General features: G+C 43.7%; 14 protein-coding genes and 1 pseudogene. 8 read left to right on the top strand and 7 right to left on the bottom strand.

Going from position 1 to position 24,338, the window contains the following annotated elements; translation table 11 throughout:
* Positions 1-70 precede the first annotated feature (70 nt).
* The gene (gene trpB, locus HC246_RS16850; RefSeq protein WP_169364390.1) at positions 71-1,297 is read left to right on the top strand and encodes a tryptophan synthase subunit beta; all 1,227 of its coding nucleotides are present in this window, start codon (positions 71-73) and stop codon (positions 1,295-1,297) included.
* 48 nt (positions 1,298-1,345) lie between these two features.
* Here the strand turns inward: trpB and trxB are convergent.
* Positions 1,346-2,287, bottom strand: a pseudogene (trxB, locus tag HC246_RS16845) (thioredoxin-disulfide reductase); the annotation flags it as partial.
* A 508-nt stretch (positions 2,288-2,795) separates the two neighbouring features.
* Between trxB and remA the strand changes: the two are divergent.
* The 4 genes from remA to HC246_RS16825 all read left to right on the top strand — a co-directional run bounded on the left by remA (position 2,796) and on the right by HC246_RS16825 (position 6,088).
* A complete protein-coding gene (gene remA / locus HC246_RS16840; protein WP_009629073.1) occupies positions 2,796-3,056 on the top strand; it encodes an extracellular matrix/biofilm regulator RemA in 261 nt (86 codons plus the stop codon).
* A 115-nt stretch (positions 3,057-3,171) separates the two neighbouring features.
* Positions 3,172-3,741 carry a guanylate kinase gene (gene gmk, locus HC246_RS16835; protein WP_169364389.1) on the top strand — a complete coding sequence of 190 codons (570 nt, stop codon included), beginning with the start codon at positions 3,172-3,174 and terminating at the stop codon, positions 3,739-3,741.
* 167 nt (positions 3,742-3,908) lie between these two features.
* Complete coding sequence (locus HC246_RS16830; RefSeq protein ID WP_169364388.1) at positions 3,909-5,219, top strand: D-alanyl-D-alanine carboxypeptidase; 1,311 nt, start codon at positions 3,909-3,911, stop codon at positions 5,217-5,219.
* 239 nt (positions 5,220-5,458) lie between these two features.
* Complete coding sequence (locus tag HC246_RS16825) at positions 5,459-6,088, top strand: Crp/Fnr family transcriptional regulator (protein WP_169364387.1); 630 nt, start codon at positions 5,459-5,461, stop codon at positions 6,086-6,088.
* Between the two features lie 49 nt (positions 6,089-6,137).
* On the opposite strand, the gene HC246_RS16820 is transcribed toward HC246_RS16825, so the two are convergent.
* From HC246_RS16820 to HC246_RS16805, 4 genes are all read right to left on the bottom strand, one after another.
* Complete coding sequence (locus HC246_RS16820) at positions 6,138-6,689, bottom strand: 50S ribosomal protein L25/general stress protein Ctc (protein ID WP_169364386.1); 552 nt, start codon at positions 6,687-6,689, stop codon at positions 6,138-6,140.
* Between the two features lie 25 nt (positions 6,690-6,714).
* Positions 6,715-8,028 carry an adenylosuccinate synthase gene (locus HC246_RS16815; protein WP_169364385.1) on the bottom strand — a complete coding sequence of 438 codons (1,314 nt, stop codon included), beginning with the start codon at positions 8,026-8,028 and terminating at the stop codon, positions 6,715-6,717.
* Positions 8,029-8,481: 453 nt separating this feature from the next.
* A complete protein-coding gene (locus tag HC246_RS16810) occupies positions 8,482-9,351 on the bottom strand; it encodes a tetratricopeptide repeat protein (RefSeq protein ID WP_169364384.1) in 870 nt (289 codons plus the stop codon).
* 155 nt (positions 9,352-9,506) lie between these two features.
* A complete protein-coding gene (locus tag HC246_RS16805; RefSeq protein ID WP_169364383.1) occupies positions 9,507-11,471 on the bottom strand; it encodes an APC family permease in 1,965 nt (654 codons plus the stop codon).
* 481 nt (positions 11,472-11,952) lie between these two features.
* On the opposite strand from HC246_RS16805, the gene HC246_RS16800 reads away from it, so the two are divergent.
* Entirely contained in the window at positions 11,953-14,886 is a 2,934-nt protein-coding gene (locus tag HC246_RS16800) for a cyclic nucleotide-binding domain-containing protein (protein ID WP_169364382.1), read from the top strand.
* 58 nt (positions 14,887-14,944) lie between these two features.
* Positions 14,945-16,666 carry an FHA domain-containing protein gene (locus HC246_RS16795; protein WP_169364381.1) on the top strand — a complete coding sequence of 574 codons (1,722 nt, stop codon included), beginning with the start codon at positions 14,945-14,947 and terminating at the stop codon, positions 16,664-16,666.
* A gap of 269 nt (positions 16,667-16,935) precedes the next feature.
* Here the strand turns inward: HC246_RS16795 and HC246_RS16790 are convergent, their stop codons facing one another.
* Together HC246_RS16790 and HC246_RS16785 are read right to left on the bottom strand one after the other, a co-directional pair.
* Complete coding sequence (locus tag HC246_RS16790) at positions 16,936-19,794, bottom strand: zinc-dependent metalloprotease (protein WP_169364380.1); 2,859 nt, start codon at positions 19,792-19,794, stop codon at positions 16,936-16,938.
* Positions 19,795-20,210: 416 nt separating this feature from the next.
* Positions 20,211-22,121, bottom strand: a complete 1,911-nt coding sequence (locus HC246_RS16785; RefSeq protein ID WP_169364379.1) for a DUF2779 domain-containing protein — start codon at positions 22,119-22,121, stop codon at positions 20,211-20,213.
* Between the two features lie 180 nt (positions 22,122-22,301).
* Between HC246_RS16785 and HC246_RS16780 the strand changes: the two genes are divergently transcribed.
* Entirely contained in the window at positions 22,302-24,281 is a 1,980-nt protein-coding gene (locus HC246_RS16780) for an adenylate/guanylate cyclase domain-containing protein (protein WP_169364378.1), read from the top strand.
* The last annotated feature ends 57 nt before the right edge of the window (positions 24,282-24,338 follow it).

The following is a 24,338-nucleotide window of genomic DNA, read 5'->3' as shown; positions in this document are numbered from 1 at the left end:
TAGCTACAGTGCCATAAGCGCACCAATCAAGATTTAATAGTAGCTAACTCATCAGTCAAGACTCACCGCAATGACCACAACGCCGATCGCTCCTAAAACAACGCCTACACTTACCAATCGTCCCGACGCATTAGGACGGTTTGGCATCTTTGGTGGCAAATATGTCCCCGAAACCCTCATGAGTGCTCTTACTGAGCTAGAAACTGCCTTTTATCATTACAAAAACGATCCAGACTTTAACAACGAGCTAGATGGCTACTTGCGGGACTATGTGGGTAGACCAAGCCCTCTATACTTTGCGGAGAGATTGACACAGCACTATGGCACGGCACAGATTTACCTGAAGCGAGAAGATCTCAACCACACAGGCGCACATAAAATTAACAATGCCCTAGCTCAAGTTCTCCTTGCGATCCGTATGGGCAAAAAGCGCGTTATTGCCGAGACAGGTGCAGGACAACATGGGGTCGCTACAGCCACGGTTTGCGCTAGATTTGGTTTGCAATGCGTGATTTATATGGGCGTGCAGGATATGGAGCGCCAAGCCCTGAATGTCTTCCGTATGAAGCTCATGGGTGCAGAAGTCCGTCCTGTTGAAGCAGGTACTGGCACACTCAAGGATGCTACCTCTGAGGCAATTCGCGACTGGGTAACGAATGTTGTCGATACCCATTACATTCTTGGTTCCGTAGCTGGTCCCCATCCCTATCCGATGATTGTGCGTGATTTCCATGCGGTAATTGGCAAAGAGAGTCGTCGCCAGAGCCAAGAAAAATGGGGCGGCTTACCAGACATTCTGCTTGCCTGTGTCGGTGGTGGGTCTAATGCGATGGGACTATTCCATGAATTTGTGGATGAACCATCTGTGCGCCTCATCGGTGTCGAAGCCGCAGGTAAGGGGACAAATACGGAATTCCATGCAGCAACTTTAACCCTTGGGCGCGTGGGTGTCCTCCATGGAGCAATGAGCTATCTACTTCAAGATGAGCAAGGTCAAGTCCAAGAAGCCCATTCCATTAGTGCTGGCTTAGATTATCCTGGAGTTGGTCCTGAGCATAGTTATCTCAAGGATCTTGGTCGTGCTGAATATTACAGCGTCACCGATCAAGAAGCTCTCGATGCTTTCCAACGTCTCTCACGTTTGGAAGGAATTATTCCCGCTTTGGAAACATCCCATGCGATCGCCTATCTCGAAACTCTCTGCCCACAACTAACACCCGATCAGCGCATCATCATTAACTGCTCTGGTCGTGGTGATAAAGATGTCAACACCGTAATTCAGCACTTACATCTATAAACATCAAAGCGGCTCTTTGAGCCGCTTTGATGTTTAAAATGGTATTTTTGCTGAAAGCCAACGTTCAGCTTCTAAGGCTGCCATACATCCTGTTCCCGCCGCTGTAACTGCTTGGCGATATTCATGATCTTGGACATCACCACAGGCATAAACACCTTCAATATTTGTGGCTGTGGATTTCCCTTTCGTCACGATATAACCTGTCGCATCAAGTTCTATCTGTCCTGCAAATAATTCAGTATTGGGAGTATGCCCGATCGCATAAAACAGTCCACCCACGGCTAAATCACGCTCTGCATTGGTGATAGTGTCACGAATCTTGACTCCCTGCACAATACCTTCCCCATAGACATCAATGGGAAGAGAATGCCAATGCACAGCAATTTTAGGGTGATTGAATATCCGTTGTTGCATTACCTTGCTTGCTCTCAGGCGATCGCTTCGCACCAACAAATGTACCTTCGAGCCATATTTAGTTAAGAAAACAGCTTCCTCAACTGCCGTATCACCACCACCAACTACCGCTAGTTCCACACCTCGAAAAATAGGAGCCGCACCATCACAGACTGCACATGCCGAAATCCCGCGATTCCAATATTGTTCTTCGCTAGGTAAATGGAGTCGTTTCGCAGTTGCCCCTGTGGCAATGATGACACTGTGAGCTTGGACAGAATGGGATGTTGAAGTAATTGTAAAAGGGCGTTCACTAAAATCAACAGCAACCACATCTTCCATTATTAACTCTGCACCACAATTTACGGCTTGCTCCTTCATATGCATCATTAACTGTGGCCCCATAATCCCATTAGGAAACCCCGGAAAGTTTTCCACTTCCGTTGTCGTCATTAACTGTCCCCCAGGGATGCCCCTTTTTTGAAATCCTTCAAATACCATTGGACTAAGATTGGCACGTCCTGCATAGATTGCTGCCGTGTACCCAGCAGGTCCTGAACCAATAATCACTACATTCCTAATCACAGATTGGGCGATCGCATCTGACATAATCTTTCTTTCTAAAATTACAAAAGCTCTGTAGCATCCTCGCGATGATGAACTATAGCGGTTTGCAAATAAGTGCATACTCATTTACAAACAAAACATCAATCTCAGTAAGAGTTTTGACTTTTCATTGAGCCTATTGCAAAATGAAAATTGCTATAAGAACTGAACCATTTGCACAGAAGCTATAGAATTTTGAGTTTAGTTTAGAGATGTCAATGGATGTTATTTCTCTATATATAAATTTAAGAAAGTTGGCTTTTAGAATGAAGATTCTACTAAGGTATATACTCTTGAGTTTTTTACCCCTTGTATAGTAGCTATAGGAACCCTAAGTAATCTCTGAAATTTCCCCTGCTGACATTGGTTTCATCGATTATTTAAGATTGCTATACATGACAAAATATATCGTAGCTGGTTGATTTTTGTAGGACAATGCAATAATACTTGCAAAAATGAAGCTACATCAACTCTAAATCGATTTTAGGTCGATAAAACTATGGATATTAAGCTCATCAACATTGGCTTTGGCAACATTGTTTCAGCAAACCGAGTTGTGGCGATCGTTAGTCCCGAATCTGCCCCTATTAAGCGTATTATTAGCGACGCTCGTGAACATGGTAAGTTGGTTGATGCTACTTATGGTAGGCGTACTAGAGCCGTTATTGTCACCGATTCTAGTCATGTCGTTTTATCCGCAATTCAACCTGAAACCGTTGCCAATCGCTTTGTGATTAGCAAAGAAGGTGCAACGGATTAAACAATCTTAAATGGTTTGTAAGAGTACGTCCCTAAGAGGCGTATTCTTATAAACCATTTGTTCTCATGGTATAAGTAGCAAAAATTGAGCTAAACATTACAGGAATTTACGAAACTTGAGCGAAGGTAAAGTAGGCGCAGGCAGACTAATTGTTGTTACAGGACCAAGTGGGGTCGGTAAAGGGACAATCTTACAAAAATTACTAGAACGCTATCCCGATCGCATTCTCTTTTCGATCTCGGCAACTACGCGATCGCCTCGTGCAGGAGAAGAACATGGTCGAGAGTATTTTTTTTGGAGTCGGGATGAGTTTGAACAAAAGCGCGACTCGGGTGAATTCCTAGAATGGGCTGAGTATGCAGGCAATCTCTATGGCACGCCTCGACAAGCCATTGATCAGGCGATCGCTGATGGTCAAGTTGTTCTCTTAGAAATTGAGTTGGCAGGCGCAAGACAGGTTGCCCAGTCCTTTCCTAGTGCCAAGCGGATTTTTATTGCCCCACCATCTATGGAAATTCTAGAAAGTCGCCTACGTCAACGCAGCACCGATAGCGATGAGCAGATTACGAAGAGATTGCACCATGCAAAACTGGAAATCGCGGCGGCAAATGAGTTTGACATCACCATAGTTAATGACGACTTAGAAATTGCGATCCAACAACTGGAAAGCGCCATGTTTGATTAGAATATTTGTGCTGAGGCTCTTGCGGGTAAAAAATGTCCTACCAACGTTAGCTGAGCGGAGTCGAAGCTAACGTTGGCTGAGCGGAGTCGAAGCCACAGGGACTTAATAGCAAGTCCCTTATGGTTGGCAACACCAGCATCTGTACAAATCTAATTTTGGTTTTCTTTATGACTATGTGGAGTTTAGTTGGCGCTTTGTTGTTGTCTGTTTCGACCCAAGCTCTTGATGGTCGTGCAGTCGCTACAGTACCAAACTCACTCATGAGCTATGCTACTCGTCCTGTCTTAGCATCAGACGTAAGTGCAAGCACCACACCTGACCCTGTAGCGAAACAGGCGATCGCAGGAATGCTCAATGAACTCAAACAAGTAGGATTAACTAATCCCGATCAAGGTGCATGGATTCAGTCCCATGATGGCGCGATCGTTTCAGGATATTTATCAAATCGCCCCTTACCCTCAGCATCGCTCACCAAAATTGTAACGACACTTGCCTCATTGCAAACATGGGGATCAAATTATCGCTTTATTACCAATATCAGCACCACGGGTAATCTGGTGGGCGATACGCTCAAGGGAGACTTGATTATTGAAGGCGGCGGCGATCCATTTTTTGTATGGGAAGAAGCGATCGCTCTTGGCAATAAACTCAATAAACTTGGCATTAAACGCATTCAAGGCAATCTAATCATTACAGGTAGATTTGCCATGAATTTTGAAACCGATTCATCCAAAGTGGCTAACTTTTTGCGTCTCGCCTTTGACAGTAGCCAATGGGAAGGAGAGGTTGCAGAGCAATATGCCACCATGCCTGTGGGCACAGCTAAGCCGCAATTAGTGATTCTTGGTAATGTACGAATTGGGGCATACTCCAGTGCTAGCAATACGACTAGGTTATTAATTCGTCATGCGTCACTACCTCTGTGGCAAATCCTCAAACGCATGAATACCTTTAGCAATAATGAGATGGCGGAGATGTTGGCTTCGCAATTGGGTGGTGGTCAACAAGTAGCGGCGATCGCAGCTAATGCGACGGATATGCCACTATCAGAAATCAGACTGGTTAACGGTTCGGGACTAGGACAGGCAAATCAAATTTCCCCTCGTGCAATTGTTGCCATTTTGATGGCAGTGCATAATCGTGCTCAAGTCGAAGGGTTGACCCTTGCCGATCTCTTTCCGATGAGTAATTGCAACTGTGGCACGATCGAGGGGCGCAAAATGCCTAGATGGGCGATCGTCAAAACAGGAACCCTATCCGATGTCAGTGCCTTAGCAGGTGTAGTGCAAACCCAGCAGCATGGGGTAATTTGGTTTTCTCTGATCAATCGGGGAGAAGGCAATATCGATGACTTTCACCGATCGCAAGATCATGTCCTCCAAAATTTAGTTGCTAAATGGGGATTGCCCAAATCGCCTAGCCCTAGTTTTACCGAAACCCCTTGGCGAGACAGCGATCGCAACGAAGTTATTAAATAAAAACCATAAAGATAGAGGCGTTGCTAAGCAACGCCTCTATCTTTATGGTTTTTATGATTGTCATGAATCTATGACCTGTGATGGATGCAACTTTTAGTAAGTATCTCAATAATATGAGTTTTATAAGTTGTAAATCTTCAAAATATGTATTTAAGAAGAATTTATCAATTTAATAAACTGACCTTAACCCGATGGTGTTGAGAAACACATAGGATACTTAATGTGTACCTCACGCTGATATGACATATACGTTCTCTAATTTCGATCTTAATTCCACAACTTCTGTAATTGATTGGCGGCGATCGCTCGAAGAAATTTATCGTGGTCGCACCATGCACACTTACAAAAGTGGACAAATCATTCCCATGTATTCCCATGAAGTATGGGTGGTTTGCCGTGGAGTGGTGCAACTTAATACCCTTCATCCCTCAGGTGATGAAGTACTGGTAGGCTTTGCAGTGCAAGCCATGCCCTTTGGTTTACCCCTGACCCATCTGGAGCCATATCAGGCGATCGCCCTCTCAGATGTTGACTTGATGCGATTCACACTTACCGAACTAGAACAATCGCCACAACTTTATCAAGGAATTTTGCAACATCTCAATCGTCGCCTTCAGCAAACCGAAGCTTTACTTGCCCTAGTCAGTAATAAACGGGTGGAGGAGCGTCTACGCCAAATCCTACTTTTGCTAAAACAAGAAGTGGGTGTAGCCGTTGATGGTGGCACTCGGTTAACGGTTCGACTCACCCACCAACATCTGGCTAGTGCCATTAGCAGTACCCGCGTCACTGTTACTCGAGCGATGAAGCTTCTACAGGATGAAGGTTGGCTCAAAGTTGATCGCGATCGGCATATTATTTTGGTATAAAAAAGGGGCGCAAAGCGCCCCTTTTTTATACGCAAATTGCTTTGCGATTTTACTTCTTGAGAATAGTAACTACAAGAGCAGTACCTTCGGTTACAGGCTTAACGCCTTCGGGATAAGGAATTTCGCTAACGTGAATACCCTTACCGATTTCGAGAGGAGTAATATCTAGCTCAAAGCTTTCAGGGACATTATTAGGAGCGCAAGATACACGTACATAGTTTTTGATGGTATCAACGGAACCACCACCAACTTTTACGCCAACAGGTACACCAACAAAGTGGAGAGGAATATCTACTTCAATCTTCGATTGCGACTCGATCGCAAAAAAGCTGAGGTGATAGATATCATTTTTGTAAGGATGATTTTGGACTTCACGCAATAGTGTTTTGCCTTTAAAGTCGCCATCAGTTACATTTACTTCGATCAATGTGTTATTAATCGTTGCTTCACGTAACAAAGTGGTTGCTTCCTTAGCATCTAAAGTGATCGAGATCGAATCAGCACCCTTATGTCCATATACGGTTGCAGGAACTTGACCGTTGCGGCGCAGGGCGCGGTTGTTAGATAGAGTACGGGTAGAGGCGTTAATTTGTAATTGCATTTTGGTAATTTATGATTGCTTAGTTTTAATTTCTCAACAAACCACGCTTAGGTCCATGAATTGGATCTTCAACGATAATAGTTTGTCCTCGGCTTGCGCCTAAAGAGATGATCGCGATCGGAGTCCCCGTCAAATCAGCAAGGAACTTGAGATATTCCTTAGCTTCTGTGGGTAGCTCCTCAACGGTTTTGCATTCACTAGTCGATCGCTTCCAACCTGGTAAGGTTTCGTAGATGGGAATCGCTCTAGCAAAGGCACGGGCATCGCTGGGGAAGTCGCGAACGACCTTGCCATCGAGTTCGTAGGCAGTACATACCTTGATTTCATCGAGATCGTCGAGGACATCAAGTTTGGTAACTGCTAGACAGTCGAGTCCATTAATGCGAACGGCATAACGACCGATGACACCATCAAACCAACCACAACGGCGCTTACGTCCTGTAGTTGTGCCAAACTCGGCTCCACGCTGACCAATCTGCTCACCAATTGCATCATGTAGCTCGGTGGGGAATGGTCCTTCACCAACACGAGTTGTGTATGCTTTGGCAACACCGATCACGCGATCGATGGAGGTTGGTCCCACACCTGCACCGATGCAAGCACCGCCAGCTACGGGATTGGATGAAGTTACATAGGGATATGTGCCATGATCAAGATCTAGCAATGTGCCCTGTGCACCTTCAAACAAAATATTGCGGCGCTCACGAATGGCGGCATCAATCTTGAGGGATGCATCAACCACATGGGGGCGTAGACGCTCAGCATAACCGCGATATTCTTCAATAATCGCGTCAGCATCGAGTGGTTCTAAATTATAAAGCTTTTGTAAAACAATGTTTTTCTGCTCGATCGCCCAACGTAGCTTTTTCGCTAGGCGTTTTTCGTCCATTAAATCAATTACACGAATGCCAACCCGCTCGGATTTGTCAGCGTAGGTTGGTCCGATGCCACGCCCTGTTGTGCCAATTCTGTGTTCGGCTCGCTGATCCTCTGATGCGCGATCCAGCACACGGTGGTACGGCATGGTGACATGGGCGGTTTCAGCAATAAATAGGTTTTCCGTCGATATACCCAAATCTTTGAGTCGATCCACTTCTTCAAGAAGCACCTTCGGATCGATCACTGTGCCACTGGCAATGATGCATTCCGTTTTGGGATACAGGATTCCCGAAGGAATCAGGTGTAGCTTAAAGGTGCGATCGCCGACGACGACCGTATGTCCTGCATTATTACCGCCTTGATAGCGGACAACGACATCTGCGGAGCGGCTCAGCAAATCGGTGATTTTGCCTTTACCTTCATCACCCCACTGTGCCCCAATAACAATTACATTAGCCAAGAGTCTTGCTGCTCAATAAAATCTCACAATCATCAATCATCTCAAAAGACATGAGCATTTGTCAATCACTTAATTAGCTATGCATAATTAAAAACCTGTGGCGCGCTCGTAGATTGCGCCACAGGTTTTTAATTTTTATGATCAATTAGTTGTTTTCAGTGCCTTTGGCACTGAAAACAATAGAACTAATTTTTTGAAAGCCCACCTATTTCTAGGTAGGCTTTCAAAAAATTAGTTCTTAATTAATGAGAATTACTGCGATCGCATTCTGTTTTTGCAATCTATTAAGAAAGAATTACTCCGCTCTAAGTAGACGGAGTAATTCATAGTTACTTCAGTTCAAAGGTCTGTAAGTAATTTTTTAAAGTTGTGAGTATTTTCATTTTTGACTGATGATGCCAAACATGATGTCATTTACATTACTTTTAAGGCTTTTTATAGTCTTATGACTTTTTATGGCTTTTTGGTTGGAGAATCAGTAGAGCTAGGTGTTTGAGTGGAGTTGGTAAAGGGTTGTTTTTGTGGAGAGAGGGCTGCGAGGCGCTTAACTTCATCTTTAAAATCAGCAGGAGCTAGTTCTAGACCTTTATCAAAGAGTTTCTTTGCTTCATCATCCTTGCCTTGAACTTGTCTTAGCTGTGCTTTACCAACGTAGGGACGGAAATCTTTAGGATTTTCTTTAATCATTTGATCGTAAGTAGCGATCGAATCATCAAGGCGATTTTGTTGGCGATAAACTTCACCGAGAATCCAGCGTACTGAAGCAGTATCTACAGCATTGGCTTGGATTTTATTAGCAGTTTCTGCGGTTTTAAGGGTGTCTTGGAGTAGTCCGATCGCTGCTTCAGGGCGTTTGTCATTTAGCTCAAGTCCAACGACACTTTGTAATGCAGGAATATACCCAGGTTTTGTCGTCAAAATCTTGCGATATTCCGCCGCCGCATTTTTGGTGTCTTTGAGTTCGAGATAGGTTTTGGCTAAGGTCATCCGATATTCAGGAGTATCTGGAAAAGCATCGGACAGAGTTTGCAATGGCTCGATCGTTTCTTTAACCTTGCCTAATTGATTTCTGAGATTGACTAACCCAATGAGTGCAGTTTGATTTTTAGGATCGCTTTTGAGTACAGCTTCAAAGCCCTCGATCTGAATTTTAATACGATCCTGTTCGGAGGTGTTTTGATTAGGATTAGTAGCTTGGGCTTGCTGAGTAGGTGGGGCAAAGAGACCGCCGATCAATGGTGCGATCGATACGCCTAGAAACGAGAGCGTAATTACGATTAAAACACCGTTAATAATCCATTGCCTTGCTGTACGTTGAGTCACGATATTTACCCTAAATCCAGATACATCATAATAGCAGTTGGCAAAAAATAGTTAGCAGCATAGCCTTATGGGTATGCTGCTAACTATACAAAAGCCTGTAGCGCAAGCTCAGCTTGCGCTACAGGCTTTTGCTTTTATATTTCAAGCTTTAAATGCTAGCCGCCAACATGAATTCCCGGACGACGTTTGGGATCTTTTTCGGCGGTGCGTAACACTTCACGGGTAACGATCGCAATATCACCCTCGCCAAACAAAATAAAGCGCATCAAGTATTGGAGTGGATTACCCTCAGCCCAGCCAAAATAGGCATGGGGCAATTTATGAGTTCGTTCGCGAATCTCAAACAAAATTGCGGCGATCGTATTGGGCACAGCCGCACCGCGCGATCGCAAAATGCGATGTTCACCCACCTGATACCCCTCGATGTAAATCGTTCCCGCAAATTCAGAGGGATCGGAAACCTTGATCTCTAAGAAAATCAGGGGATCGTCAACGGGCAAGTGATGTTCTTGGCGGGTATCTTGTTCTTTTTGGCTATATTCCAGTTCATCTCCACGATTAGGACGATGGGCAATGATCCGTACTGTATGTTCGGGACTAGTTTGAATAAAGCTTTGAGCTAGTTCGTCCATTTCTACGGTGTCTGCTCGTAACTCGGTTGATCGCCAAACGCGCGACACCAAAGATGTCATGACAATAATGGCAATAAAAATTGCTGCGATCTTGATACCATCTGGTCTTTCGACAATATTAGCGATCGTCGTATAGATAAAAACAACTGTAATGCTGCCAAATAAGGTTACTTCGGTACGTTTACGCTGTTTATAGGATGCCAAGGTTACAGCAAACGCCGCCGAACTCATTAGTACCAATACTCCTGTAGCGTATGCTCCACCTTGAGCTTCCACATTTGCTTGAAAAATTAGGGTGACAATAAAGGCGATCGCGGTATAAACCAAAACCAAGGGACGAACTGCCAATGTCCAGTTGGGAGCCATACCGTAGCGAGGAAGATATCGTGGCACGATATTTAATAGCCCCGCCATAGCCGATGCACCTGCAAACCACAAAATTGAAATGGTGCTCAGATCGTAGACAGTTCCGAAAATATCACCAAAAAACTGGTGTGCTAGAAATGCGAGGGCCCGACCATTAGCTTTGCCACCTGTCTCAAACTCTGCCGCAGGAATCAAAAAAGTGGTGACAATGCTACTTGTGAGGAGGAAAAAACTCATAATCCAAGCCGCACTAGCTAGCATCTTGTGAGTATTTTTGATCCGTCCCTTGGGTGTCTGTTCGCTATCGTCGCTATATCCTTTTACTAAGGGCATCACAGCAACACCTGTCTCAAATCCTGATAGTCCCAAGGCGAGTTTTGGGAATACCAAGATCGAAATTCCTAATAGCATCAATGGATTTTGATTATTCGCAAAGACCGCATTTTGCCAATTGTTAATTACTGCGGGTTGGTTATATATATGCTGAAGTCCAACAAATACCGTAATCAAGTTCAGTAGCAAATATACAGCTACTAAAATGACGGCAATGCCGATCGCTTCACGAAAACCTTTGAGAAAAACTGCACCTAGCAAAGCAATGAGCACTAGGGTGATGGGGACTACTTGCCCATGAAAAAATTCGGGTACTAGGGGATTTTCCACAATGTGGGCAGTGGCATCGGCGGCTGAGAGCGTAATGGTGATAATAAAGTCCGTTGCTACAAATCCCAGCAAGCAAAGGACTAATAGCTTACCCTGCCACCATGTCAGTAAATGCTCTAACATCGCGAGGGAACCTTCGCCATTAGGACTAATGGTGGCAACTTTGCGATAAATCGGTAATGCCCCAAATAGAGTTAATAGCAACAAGATCAAAGTAGCGATCGGTGATAAGGCTCCTGCGGCAACCGCAGCAATTCCGGGTTGATATCCAAGGGTAGAAAAATAGTCCACCCCTGTTAAACACATCACCTGCCACCAGCTATGCTTATCGCTGTGCTTATGCGATGGTTCGTTGTGTTTGTCGGAGTTGTCTTTAGGTTGATGGCTGCCTGCCAGCAGCCAATGCTTCAAATTTTGAAGTGTCTCAGATTTGTTGGAAGAAGGGACAGGGGAAGCCATAGAGCAACTTATTGATAACGCTTCTTCAGTCTAAGGCAAGCTTTAAGTTATTCAACAGCACTAGATATTTATTTGGTAAATGTTTAGGAAATATTTGCTAAATATCTAGAAACAAAATGCTGCACGACATGTTCTAGATAAAAAGTTATTTTTAGTTATATTTTTGGGCAGTATTCAGGCTAATCCATATTTTTAAAATGGTAAGCAATTAGGGACTTGCGGATAAAAAATGTCCCACCAAAATCTAGCTTCGACTTCGCTCAGCTAACTTTGGCTGAGAGGAGTCGAAGCCACAGGTACTTTAATTTATAGCAAATCCCTTACCACAATAAATCCTTTCCTTTTTAGGACTACCAACCTTCTCTAGGCAGTGGTTTTAAATTTTTAAAGTGTGATTTTCGGGAATATGTTATGAGGGCGCATAACGATTAAATACATCTATTTGCTATGAGGAAACAATTATTGACGGTGAATTCATTCCATGTGGCAAAAAGTATCAGAAAAACAGATGCATTATGTTCGATGGCTTTTGGCGATCGGATGGTTAATTTTAATCTTTTCGATGTTTTATGACCCCATATCGCACCATTTGACTGATCCGAATGATCCCCATATGTTACTCAGCCCCTTTCGCATCAAGAAAGAATTGGGTTGTGTGCAATTTCAGAATTTTTGCAATGATCTTGCCCCCTATGCCATGGGAGCAAGAATTTTCTGGGGGATGATTGTTCCTCTTGGGATATTTATGATGCTAGTCTTCGGGCATGAGGCTTGGCGGCGTATTTGTCCATTGATGTTTTTGTCACAAATTCCCAGAGCTTTAGGATGGCAGCGTCGCCGTCGTAGTGTCGATCCGCTCACGAATACTATGAGATCGGAACCTGTCGTAATCGCTAAAAACTCATGGTTGGGGCGCAATTCCCTATACATGCAATTTGGGCTATTGTTTCTCGGCTTAAATGTACGCTTGCTATTTGTAAACTCTGATCGCCTTGCCCTCGGTGTTTTTTTATGTATCACCATCTTTACGGCGATCACCGTCGGATTTCTCTATGCAGGTAAATCTTGGTGTCAATATTTTTGCCCAATGGCTCCCGTGCAAAATGTCTATACTGGCCCGCGTGGATTAATGGCAAGCGAAGCGCACCAGAATCAAGAATCGGGGATTACGCAATCGATGTGCCGTACAGTCGATCGCTCTGGTAAGGAGAAAAGCGCTTGTGTCAGTTGTCAGTCGCCTTGTTTTGATATTGATGCGGAACGTGCCTATTGGGATGGGATTAATCGTAGCGATCGCAAATTGCTTTATTACGGTTATGTGGGCTTAGTGATTGGATTCTATGCCTATTTCACCTTGTATTCTGGTAATCCCAACTTTTTAGCTGGGGGTGTATGGGGCGAAACAAATCAATTTGCCATGCTTTTTCAATCGGGATTTTATATTGCTGGACAGGCGATTCCTATTCCTAAAATTTTAGCGGTTCCCTTAACTCTAACTACTTCCACATTGTTGACCTATGTAATTGGGAGACGATTAGAACGTATTTACAAACGTTATGCTAAGCGGCGCAATTTCGCAGTCAGTGCCTCGCAAATCCAACATCGAGCCTTTACTCTATGCGCGTTTATCTCCTTTAATCTGCTGTTTTGGATGGGCGTAAATCCTACTTTGGGATGGCTACCACCATTTGAGCAACAGTTTATTGGTTGGTTTGCCGTCATTGCTTCGACGATGTGGTTTTATCGCACTTTTGGCAGATCTTCACAGATGTATGCCCGTGAGAGTTTAGCGGCAAGTTTGCGCCGACAACTTAGTAAGTTTGCCTTTGATTTTTCTAAGGTATTGGAAGGGCAATCACTTGCTGAACTGAAACCCGATGAAGTCTATGTACTTGCCAAAACCCTTCCAGATCTCACCCATGAAAAGCGGGTACAAATGTATAAGGATGTGCTCAAAGAAGCCTTGAACGCAGGCAATATCAATTCTTCGAGCAGTCTAGAAGTATTCGATCTGATGCGTCAACAGCTAGATATTAATGAGGAAGAACATAATCACATTCTTGGTGAATTGGGGATTAATGATGTTGAGTTGCTTAGTCCTTCTCGCCAAATTATGCAAGAGAATGAATCGCGCTTAGGTAAATATCGTCACTCTTTGGAACTAATGTTGCGGGAACTGGTGGAGAGCGATTTGCCTTTAAACAAATCTATGCAACTGAAAGAAGCACAGATTTTGGCTTTTCGACAGGAATACAATGTGACAGCACAGGAGGAGACGGATATTTTAGCGAGTATTTGCAAGCAGGGTAGCCTGTTGGACACAACCGCACAGGATGCCTATCAAAAACTGCAAACCCTTACACGCCATACACATATTCTGCAACGGGCTAGCAATCTACCAGTAGATGTGGTCAGTTTACTTGTATTTAAGTTGCAACAACGTCAGCGATCGCTGATCATCAAATTACTTCGCATTCTGGAAATCTTTGGTGATGTGCCTGAAGCCTATCAAATTGCGAAGAATCTAGAAGCACTTACCCACAAAGGGCTTGCCGCAAATCTGTTACTCGATCTCCTCCATGACGAAACTGAAGATCTACCTTGGCACGATCGCTTACCACCACAGGTGATCGCAATTTTGAATACGATTACAGATATTGCAGAATCTCGCTTATCACCGACGAGTCGGGAATCGGTTTTTACGGTACTAGTTCAGTTAATGGAAGATTCTGATACTTTAGTCCACACAGGTAGTCTCTATGCCTTGAAGCAAATTGATTTGCCCAAAGCTAGGGTCGAGGCTCAACAGATTTTGAGTGATCGCTATCCGCATACATTATTGTCTGAAGAAGCAGCCATAGTTGTTAGGAGCAATCAACATAATTCTCAAGATCGATCTCAGGTATCCGCAGATCTATCAAGTGACAACTTGGCAACCAACTTGTTAAATTCTATAAATAATCAAGGTGTCGATACCTTTGAGAAACTTTTGCTACTGTTCCGTAATAGTCTGTTTCGTCCAATCCAAACCGATGCCCTTGCGGAGATTGCCAGATATGCCGAGGTAAAGGTTTACCAACCGAATGAAGTAATCTATCAAACAGGCGATTTGCCCAAGACTATTTGGGCAGTCATCAATGGCTCTGTTGAGATTCGTGCTACGGGTAGCGATCGCCGTCAGCGTGTCAAAAAGATCGCTCCTAATCAAACGATTGGACAATTGGAGGTATTAACCCAAAAGCCATTTACTAATTTAGCGATCGCCACATCCCCTGAGACCTTGATCTTGGCGATTAATGCCAAAGTATTTATGCAAGCACTGCGTGAAGATCCTCTATATACACAACATTTGCTGATCTCAGTCAGTACTTCTCTCCAAAGTATGCTTTCGTCACCAATGCCTCTGAGTCAGTAATCATAAACTGTTTTCCAATGAGTACATATATTGAAGAATTATTATTGAGGGAAACTTCATGCTAAAACTTAGGATTTTTAATACCAAGATTCCTCAAGAACTGCCTCCTATTCAACTATCAACGGAAACTAGTAAAAAGACTGATTTTTTGGTTGGTCGTGCGCCCCACTGTGATGTCGTTTTGGGGAATGCTACCGTCAGCCGTGAGCATGGCAAAATTTATTTTGAAGAAAATCAATATTTCTTTGTTGATCTAGGTAGTACTAATGGCTCACAAGTGAATAATTTTACCCTTGAGGCATTTCGGGCTTTGCGTCTTGCCGTTAACGACACTATTCACATGGGTGACTTTACGATCTTGATCGAAGAAATCGGCATTCATCTGCATATAGTCCCTCCTTCAGACGACGAGGAAGATCCTACTGAACCATCAATTGCTCAATTATTAGATGCTCCTCAAGTTAGTCCTATTGCCATAGAGAAACTAGCGAATGAACAGCCTCCAAAAGTGGTTGCCAATGAACAGCCTCCAAAGGTGGTTGCCATAGAACCTAGTCAATATATGCCCCTTGCCAGCCTTGACCCTAACCAAATTGAACGCTGGACAAAGGGAAGCCTCGATTTACAATGCGTTAATGTGATTGCGGAAACTGCTGATGTCAAGACCTTTAGTTTTGTCACCAATCCTCCTAGTCTCTTTACTTATAAACCAGGGCAGTTTATTACATTAGAACTGGAAATTAATGGTGTGGAAGTATTACGTTCCTATTCCATTTCCTCAACACCTTCCCGTCCCCATTCCCTAGAGATTACGGTGAAGCGAGTGCCATCGGCAAATCCTGAAGACCAAACAGTTCCGATGGGGTTAGTCTCTAATTGGTTGCATGATAATGTCAGGGTTGGTACTAAAATTCAAGCTAGCGGCACATTTGGGAAGTTTACTTGTTTTGAATATCCTTCACAAAAACTATTATTCCTATCAGCTGGTAGTGGTATTACCCCCATGCTGTCGATGTCACGATGGATTTATGATACCCATGCAGATTGTGATGTAGTGTTTTTCCATTGTGCGCGTGGTCCACAGGATATTATTTGTCATCAAGAATTAGAAATGATGGCAGCGCGATCGCCTAAGTTTAATTTAGCAGTGACGGTAACTCGCCTTGCCCCACAGGAGTCATGGATGGGACTGCGCGGAAGATTGACTCCTGCGATGCTGGAAATGATTGCTCCTGATTGGCGCGATCGCACTGTATTTGTCTGTGGTCCCGAAAGCTTTATGCAAAGTACAAAATCCTTGCTAGAAGCGATCGGCTTTCCGATGCAGCAATATCACGAAGAGAGTTTTGGAGGTGCGAAAAAGCCATCCAAATCAGCGTCAGCAGAGTCAGTACCTAGCGAACCAGCTCCTGCATTTGGCATAAAAGCATGGCTAGGCAAATTACAGCTACCACAAGAAGCGATGCCTGTTACTAGTTATGTACCCAATGCACCCAAGACAAGTAAAGCATCTGCTGCCACTGTGGTGTTTAGAAAATCGGGGAAAGAGGTTAAATGTGATGGTGAAGAATCAATCCTCGAAGTTGCGGAACAGGCAGGTGTCAAAATCCGCAATAGCTGCCGTGTTGGCAGTTGTGGTAGCTGCAAAAAAGTGAAATTAGAAGGAGAAGTAAAAATGGAAGGATACGATCCAGAAGCTTTGGAAGCAGCAGAAGTTGAGGCTGGTTATATCCTTTGTTGTGTGGCTTTTCCTAAAGGTAAGGTTGTGATTGATGTTTAAGATGCTATCGCCATATCCACAGAGGGGGGACGCAAAGCGCCCCCCTAATTAAAGTACCTGTGGCTTCGACTCCGCTCAGCCAACGTTAGCTGAGCGAAGTCAAAGCTAGATATAGATAATTCAAATAAGAACTACAGCTTCGACTTCGCTCAGCTAGCTTACACCGATGGCTGAGCGGAGTCGAAGCCCCTCTGCAAATTATTTAAAACAACTATAACTTTGGTGGGACATTTTTTATCCGCAAGAGCCTTAGTGAGTGATCAAGAGATCTATTGAGCTTGTAATTTGGCATCGATCGCTTTGCTAATGCGATCGCTTGTTTCTTCGAGATGGGCTTTGGTATAGATATCGAGCTTATCACTGCGATCGCGTAGGACATTGGCAAGGCGATCGCGTAGTTGACGTAGTTGATACCATGCAAGGGTTCTAGCATCTTCGGGTGGATTGCTAGTGCGGATACCCACCACTAGATCAAGAAAATTATCAACCTTGTCAAAGGAAAAGCGATTGCGTAACGCTAGATTAACTAATAAATTCATATGCTGACGCTGAAGCGATCGGCGCAAACTAGAGATTTGCGGAACTTCACTAGTGGGAGTCATCACTTCTGTCCAAATACTTTGCTGTAAATTGTCAAATAACTCAGGTAGTGTGAGAGCATTACCAGCACTAGTTTTAAGTTCAATATCCCGTAATCTCTCTAGACGATTAGAAGAAAGCAAATCACTCAAAACAAAGGTTTGCAGATAGAGAATTTGTTCATGAATTGGATAGTCGAGTCCAAAAAATTGAGTATTAGTTCCCCAATGCAACCAACGCGAAGGAGTGAGTTTATTTAGTAATGTTGGCGAAAAGTTGAAGGAATCGGCAGCAAAGAGATTTTTTTGGATGGTGGCGAGGGCTTCCCGTTGCTTGGTCACAGGAATGGCTTCAAAGGGTAGCCGCCCTAAAGCATCACCAGAACGATAACGATTAAAGGATTGACCACCGACATAAGGCACTATGGCAAATAAATTAGAAGCATAATGGTTAAATACTTGATTAAAAGCGACTTCTGTATCGCTAAAGCTTTCCCCTTTCCCCGGATAACGCTTTTCGATACGTTGCCACATACTCCTTGCATTATCAAACTGCCACTGGGCATAGGTAATCAGGTCATTGCTCAAATCATGGGCTTGAGTTAGGGGGTCAAGTCTGGCAAAGGCATCTTCATCGGGGGCATAGGCAAGTTCGGGCTTTGGCGCAAGACTTGCAATTTTATTGAGTTCCTTGAGTTCACCCGCAGGCACGATCGCATTGATGGGTGTATAGCCATAGGCGATCGCCCATTCATCATATGCACCAACTTTGCTAGTAAAGAAGTCACCCTGTTTGGTTCCCTGTGGCGCAAGATTCACCCCGTTATAATCCATGATCGAAGCGGATAAGCCACGACTACGGGTGATCTCAGGATTATTTAGCTCCTCAGGGGATAGCATTCCACTACCATGAAAATTATGGCGGAGACCGAGGGTATGACCAACTTCATGGGCTGCCACCTCACGCACAAATTGATTGATATATTCCTTCATGCGATCGCTACTTGGCAAAACATTCTCAGATAGTGACAGTGACATTGCCCCTAATTTAAACTGCTCCACTGCCTCCATGCCATAACAGAGGTCATTGGCACTGGACATAAATAGGTTATGGGGATTGATGGTGTTGGTATTATTTACGGCGGCGATCGCTGGATTTTTCAACCTCGCCAGCTTGGCATAATTTAAAATCCGCGCATCCATTCCATAGCTACAGGGGGCATTATTGCCAGTGAGTCGAGAAATGAAAGGCATATTTCGCCAATTATTTTGAGCAATGCTGCCATATCCCTGTTTCACCGCCCGAATTAAATTGCTGTCAATGATAATGTCAGCATCCAAAATTTGACCTGTTAAGGGATTAACTCGCGAAGGTCCCATTGCAAAGAAGGCATCCACAGAATTAAACCAGCGAATCGTGTTGTAGCGGATATCGGCTGGATCCCAATTTGCGCGATCGGGCATCTGCTTGACCACGATCGCATCTTTAAATCCAATTTTCTCAAAGGCACTATTCCACATTAACGCACCTTCGCGGACTGCGCTGCGATATTCTAAAGGAACTGTATTCTCAATCCAAAAAGTGATCGGTTGCTTGGGTGGAGAAATTGGCTGATTCGGATTTTGTTTTTCTAAGTGCCAACGATTGATGTAGCGAATGAAGGGAACATTTCCAGAATTTCTCGATAGATCTTGGTAGGCAGTGACAAAATAGCCAACGCGCTCATCGGCAAGACGTGGGCGGTAGCCATTTTGGCTAGGGAGTTGGGACAAACTGTAGCGAACTTTGAGCGTGAAGGCATTATTATCGGGTAGGGTCTCTAAATCAGGAAGGTTAAAATCTGCCTTGGGTAATGCATTGCCTACAAATCCGAAGACGGATTCTAGTTCAATATTTTGGGGAAATGTTTGAGCATTACTGAAATAGGATTTACTAGGATCGGGCATAAAAGCACCACCGATTCGAGCAGATAGGGTTCTGCTCAAATTAGGTAAAACATCGCTTAAAACCAAGGGATCTAAGTCAATTAGAAAAGATTTTGTTTTAGGATGAATACTGCGAATTGGTAAAGAAATTAAAACTGAATCACTGAAGGATTGACTAAGCGATCGCTCCTGCGGATCGCCCAACTGAGCGCGAAAGTTTGTGTTAGGTACAACAAACTGTAAAGTATTTTTCTGTCGCCGAAAGTTGAAAATGAGATCATTGAGGGGAATGCCACGATAGAGTCCCCGTTCACCCAGCCCTGATTCAAGGGTCATCACTGCGAGGAAATTCCGATCAAGCTGTTCGGGTTTAATTTCAGCAAATGTTTTGCCTGTTTCCTTGTGACGGTAGAGTGTGAATAGTCCCTGTAACTTTTCGTGATCCTTGATGACTTCTTCAAAGGGTTGTAGTTCGGGTTTGTCCTGTCCTTGAATACTCGGCTGAACAGCAGGCACAAAAGGAATCTGTGCCGCAATGGGAGTAAATTTCTCGATCAATGGCTGAGTAATCAGAATTAGTAAAAAACTAAGACAAATAGCAATCCAAAATCGAACTCTCTTCATTGCAGCGCCTTCAATATGAGTTATACCAAACCACAAAATGGCAAAACCATTTTGTGGTTTTAAAATCCTTGATGTTTTTTGTTAATTCACAAAAGTGATGGCACACTTTCGTGAATTGGGGTTAAACCAGACTACCCAATATTAGTTGCAGTTGTGACAATTAGTTGAATATTTTATAGAAGTTTAGGTGTTTGCCGTCAAGCTTGAATGTATAGGGACTTGCGATTAATTAAAGTACCTACGGTTTCGACTTCGCTCAGCCAACGTTGGCTGAGCGAAGTCGAAACCATAATACAAACTCGGTGGCATCTTTTTTCTCGTCAAGTCCCATAGCAGTCCTAAATCATTTGTAGATTTTGGGGTTTGTGGAAGCGCCCCCCTTCGGGGTGCACTTCCACAAAGCATTTAGGATTGCTCTAGACCTTGCGGCATAGTTTTTGCCAATGTGTCCAAATAATTACCATTGCCATAGTGTCAAGGCGGCAATATTGATAAAGTAGTTCTTTCCATTGCGATCGCACAGATGGATCTGCATGGCTGAGATCTCGCACCTCGCCATACATCAAGTCTTGATAAGCTAACATTGCTCCTGCACCTTCATTCACAACTTGAATGCGATCTCCTATTTTCAACTGAGGTAAAACGTCATAGGGGTTGAGGATTTCGCTATCTACTTCACGATAATATTCTTGGAAGTAGGGGATTTCATGTAAGTAAGGATTAGTTTTCCAAATTGCAGGTAAAACACATTTTAGGGAAGTGCGTCCTTTCATTAAGGGATGGAAATAATGTTTGAGAGTGAGCGCATTCATATCGACTAAATGCGATTTCCCCTTATTGCCGAGTTTCGCGGTATTGGCTAACCATGTTTGCAATTGGGGATTGTGATAGCCATAGGTTTGCATTTGGTAGTAAATATCGCGCAGGACACTATTTTCATGGGTTGCCCATGTCAAAATTGTGCCGTGATCGCCTAAGCATTCCATCAGCGATTCGGCAAATTGAAAATTGGGGAAAACATTGTCGAGATCGACCCATTCAGATTGAATAGGAGCCGCATCGGGAGCAGGAATTGTGTGACAACTCCATTGAAAGGCAGCCTGCTCATAGGGGCGCATCCCTGCACGGTAGGGAATTGCCATGCGCGAGGTCTCAAAGTCTATAAAGTGAATGGGATATTCCACCTGCTGGACAATCTTCGGCAGATGTTCAGAAATCCATTCCTTATTCTTTTGGGTATATTCTAGTTGAATCAGTTGTCGATAGCTATAGGTATAGTCATTCAGTTCCTCAGGAGGGACATCAAACATACTCACTTTCTTTTGCTGAATCAATTCATTGACTAAGGGTGTTTCATGTCCACCGATTCTCCCCATTTGATAGAGTTCTAGGACATGATTTTCCACATCGGCAAGATCGCCCCAGCATTCCTTAAATCCATCACGCGGATCGCGATCGCTAGCCCGATATTCGCAGCTTTTACAGCTTTTGCTAAGCGGGGCAAAGAGTTCAGGTGATTGCTCGATTAGGTAGGTAATATATTTCTGGGCTGAGTTAATAGTGTATGTAACTAGCTCAGATACTTCTGTGGCAATGCTGACTTTAGTGAGTAATTGATCATTTTGGATTGCTTGGAGATCGCCTGTGAACTGCACAGTGATTCCATTAAATTTGGAAAAGGAATTGCGATGGGTGGAGATGCGCTGAAGTTGGAAATAAGAGGCGAGATTATCGATTTGAGTGGTTTTCGCCTTGTCGGGCACTAGCAAATAGGGATGAATTTCGGCTTTTAAAGTGGGTAGAGATGTCGTCAGCATTTCTTGCAAAATACCAACTTGGTAGGCGACATCTTCGATGATATATCTCCATTCACCCCCAACTTGACCAGTACGCTTATTGCGAAAGAGAGAGAGATTGCGATATTTGACTAAGTCATCATGGGCAGTACTATCAAAGCCCTTGGAGCGAATTTCAATAATTTCAATGCGATCTCCCTGTTTAACCAGAATATCCGCACGGGCAAGTTTATACGACGCATAGAGAACAGGTTCAAAGAGAACTACATTTTCCTGTTGTAGATAGGAGATTGTTTCTTGGGCTGCATTGGCAATGCTTTCATCGGAGTTGAGATTTGCAGAAATGTAGATGCCTTCAGGATAGAGTAAATGCCCAATCTTACTAATGATAAAATTCCCATCCCCTAAGATTCTGGTATACGCATCAACACGATCAACCGTTGGATAGCCCAATTTCTTGTAATAAAGTTTAGTTGAGCAACTGCGGGCAGTCTTGAGATCGGATTTCGTCAGATAAATAGGATGGGGCATACTGCCTAATGTTTTGGTGTTTTTAAGGTGTCAATCGTTTTTGAGGATGAGTGATGCATTGCGTTACCCATCTTAGATGAAATTTTTAAGTTAATACAAATCTAGCTTTAAAATTTGCAAGTTAGGACGGTAAATTGTTAATAATGCTTGTTATAGTACTCACTTTTGAGAGAGATTACCATGTTAGCCAACTTCAAGAAGCAATTAAAAGCTTTGTCAAGTCCTAAGTTTATTGGCTATGCATTGGTAGGGGTAATCGCCAGTTTAAGTGCGATCGCTACAGGATTGGGACTCAATGAAGTGCAGACCCTCGAACGACAAACTCAATCTACATTTTTTAACTGGCGCGGGACAATTGCCCCTCCTAAGGATATTGTGATTTTGGCGATCGATGATCTTTCCCTACGTCAAGGCGAGTTTTATGATCCTAAAACCCGTCCTTTTCTAGAACCATTTCGGACTACTACTTGGAAGCGTGTAGTCTATGCTCAAGTTCTCGAAAAATTGGTTAAAGCAGGTGCGAAAGTAGTTGCCTTTGATATCTTATTTGTCACCCCAGGGGATCACGGTGCTGCCGATGATGACAAGCTGCAAAAGGCGATTACCAAATATGGAGAGCAAGCAGTATTCGCCGCTAGCTATGAATTGTCCCAGATTGGTGAAGCGCGTATTTTACAACTTGCCTCTCCTGAGTCAATTTTTCAAATTAAACCAAATACCTTAGGACTGATTAATTTCCAACCTGAAGTAACAGGTAATATTCATCGATTAGGAGTTCAAGCTCCCGCCGATAGCGGTCTACCGATAATTCCCACTTTTGCTGCTTCTATTTTGAATACTGCCAAAGTGAATTATCCAAAACCGAAAGGTGATGGAATCTATTTCTTTGGGGGCGCTGATACATGGTCAAATGCTCAACAACAGATTCCCTTTTATTTTGTAGTTGATCCTGAAAATTGGAATAGTGAGCAACTTCAGGGGGGTAAATTTTTTAAAGATAAAATCGTCTTAATTGGAGCAACGGCAGCATCTAAACAGGATATCCAAAACTCGGCGATGGGAAGAATGACGGGGATTGAGATTCATGCCAATGCGATCGCTACACTCATGCAGGGCAAGAGTATGGCGGAATTATTCTCCACTCCTTTACAACAATCTATTTTTGTATTTGTGTTAGTGGGGGTTTCAGGCGGGATACTCTGTTTGATCAAGCGCCCTAATATTCAAATCTTAACGGCTTTAGGGATTGCGATCGCATGGCTAGGCATTGGCTATGTCAGTTTCATCTATACCAGTACAATTTTGCCCGTAGCACTCCCTGCGATCGCGATCGGATTCAATGGCATTGCATTACTCACCACGGGTTCAATTGCAGCTCAGATTGATAAAATTCTCCTCCGTCGTACTCTAGAGCGCTATGTTGCCGCGCCAATTGTGGAAGAGATTGTTAATCAACCCGATAGTTTTCGCGATCTCTTGGAAGGTCGTACATTGAAGGCGGCTGTACTCTTTTCTGATATTCGTGGATTTACAACTCTCTCTAGCCGCTTACCTGCCAAATTATTGATTCAACAACTGAATACTTACTTAGCAGGTATGGTGGATGCAATTTTGGAATATCAAGGCACGATTGATAAGTTTATCGGTGATGCGATTATGGCGGAATTTGGTTCGCCAGTCTCGCGGGGAGAGAAAGCTGATGCGATGAATGCGATCTATGCAGCGCTGAATATGCGTGCTGTATTACTTGAACTTCGCAAGGTTTGGCAAGAGGATAATAAAATTCCCTTCTCTAACGGTATTGGCATTAATTATGGTGAAGTTACCGTTGGGAATATTGGTTCCACTCGTCGCCTTGAGTATGCAGTTATCGGAGATACGGTAAATGTGGCGAGTCGTGTTGAAGGCATGACTAAGGATTTAGGTACAGATATTGTCATTACCAGTGCTCTGTATGAAATTGTCAAAGATGAGATTGATGTAGTCGATTTTGGTGAACATGCTCTCAAAGGTCGGGTTGGCAATGTGCGCCTATATGGCGTAATCGGTTTAAAAGGTAGTGATCGCACAATTTATGAACAAGTGCAAAATGATCTCAAGCGTCACACTGCTGTAATCGATATTCTCAAAAAAGGACAGATTCCCAAGGTGCGTGAGTGAAAGGAACCTAACGTAAGCCCAAAAGATGAGTGGCGGTGCTTTGCACCGCCACTCATC

Source organism: Pseudanabaena yagii GIHE-NHR1 (assembly GCF_012863495.1).
Taxonomy (GTDB): domain Bacteria; phylum Cyanobacteriota; class Cyanobacteriia; order Pseudanabaenales; family Pseudanabaenaceae; genus Pseudanabaena; species Pseudanabaena yagii.
This window is presented reverse-complemented; position numbering and strand designations above follow the sequence as displayed.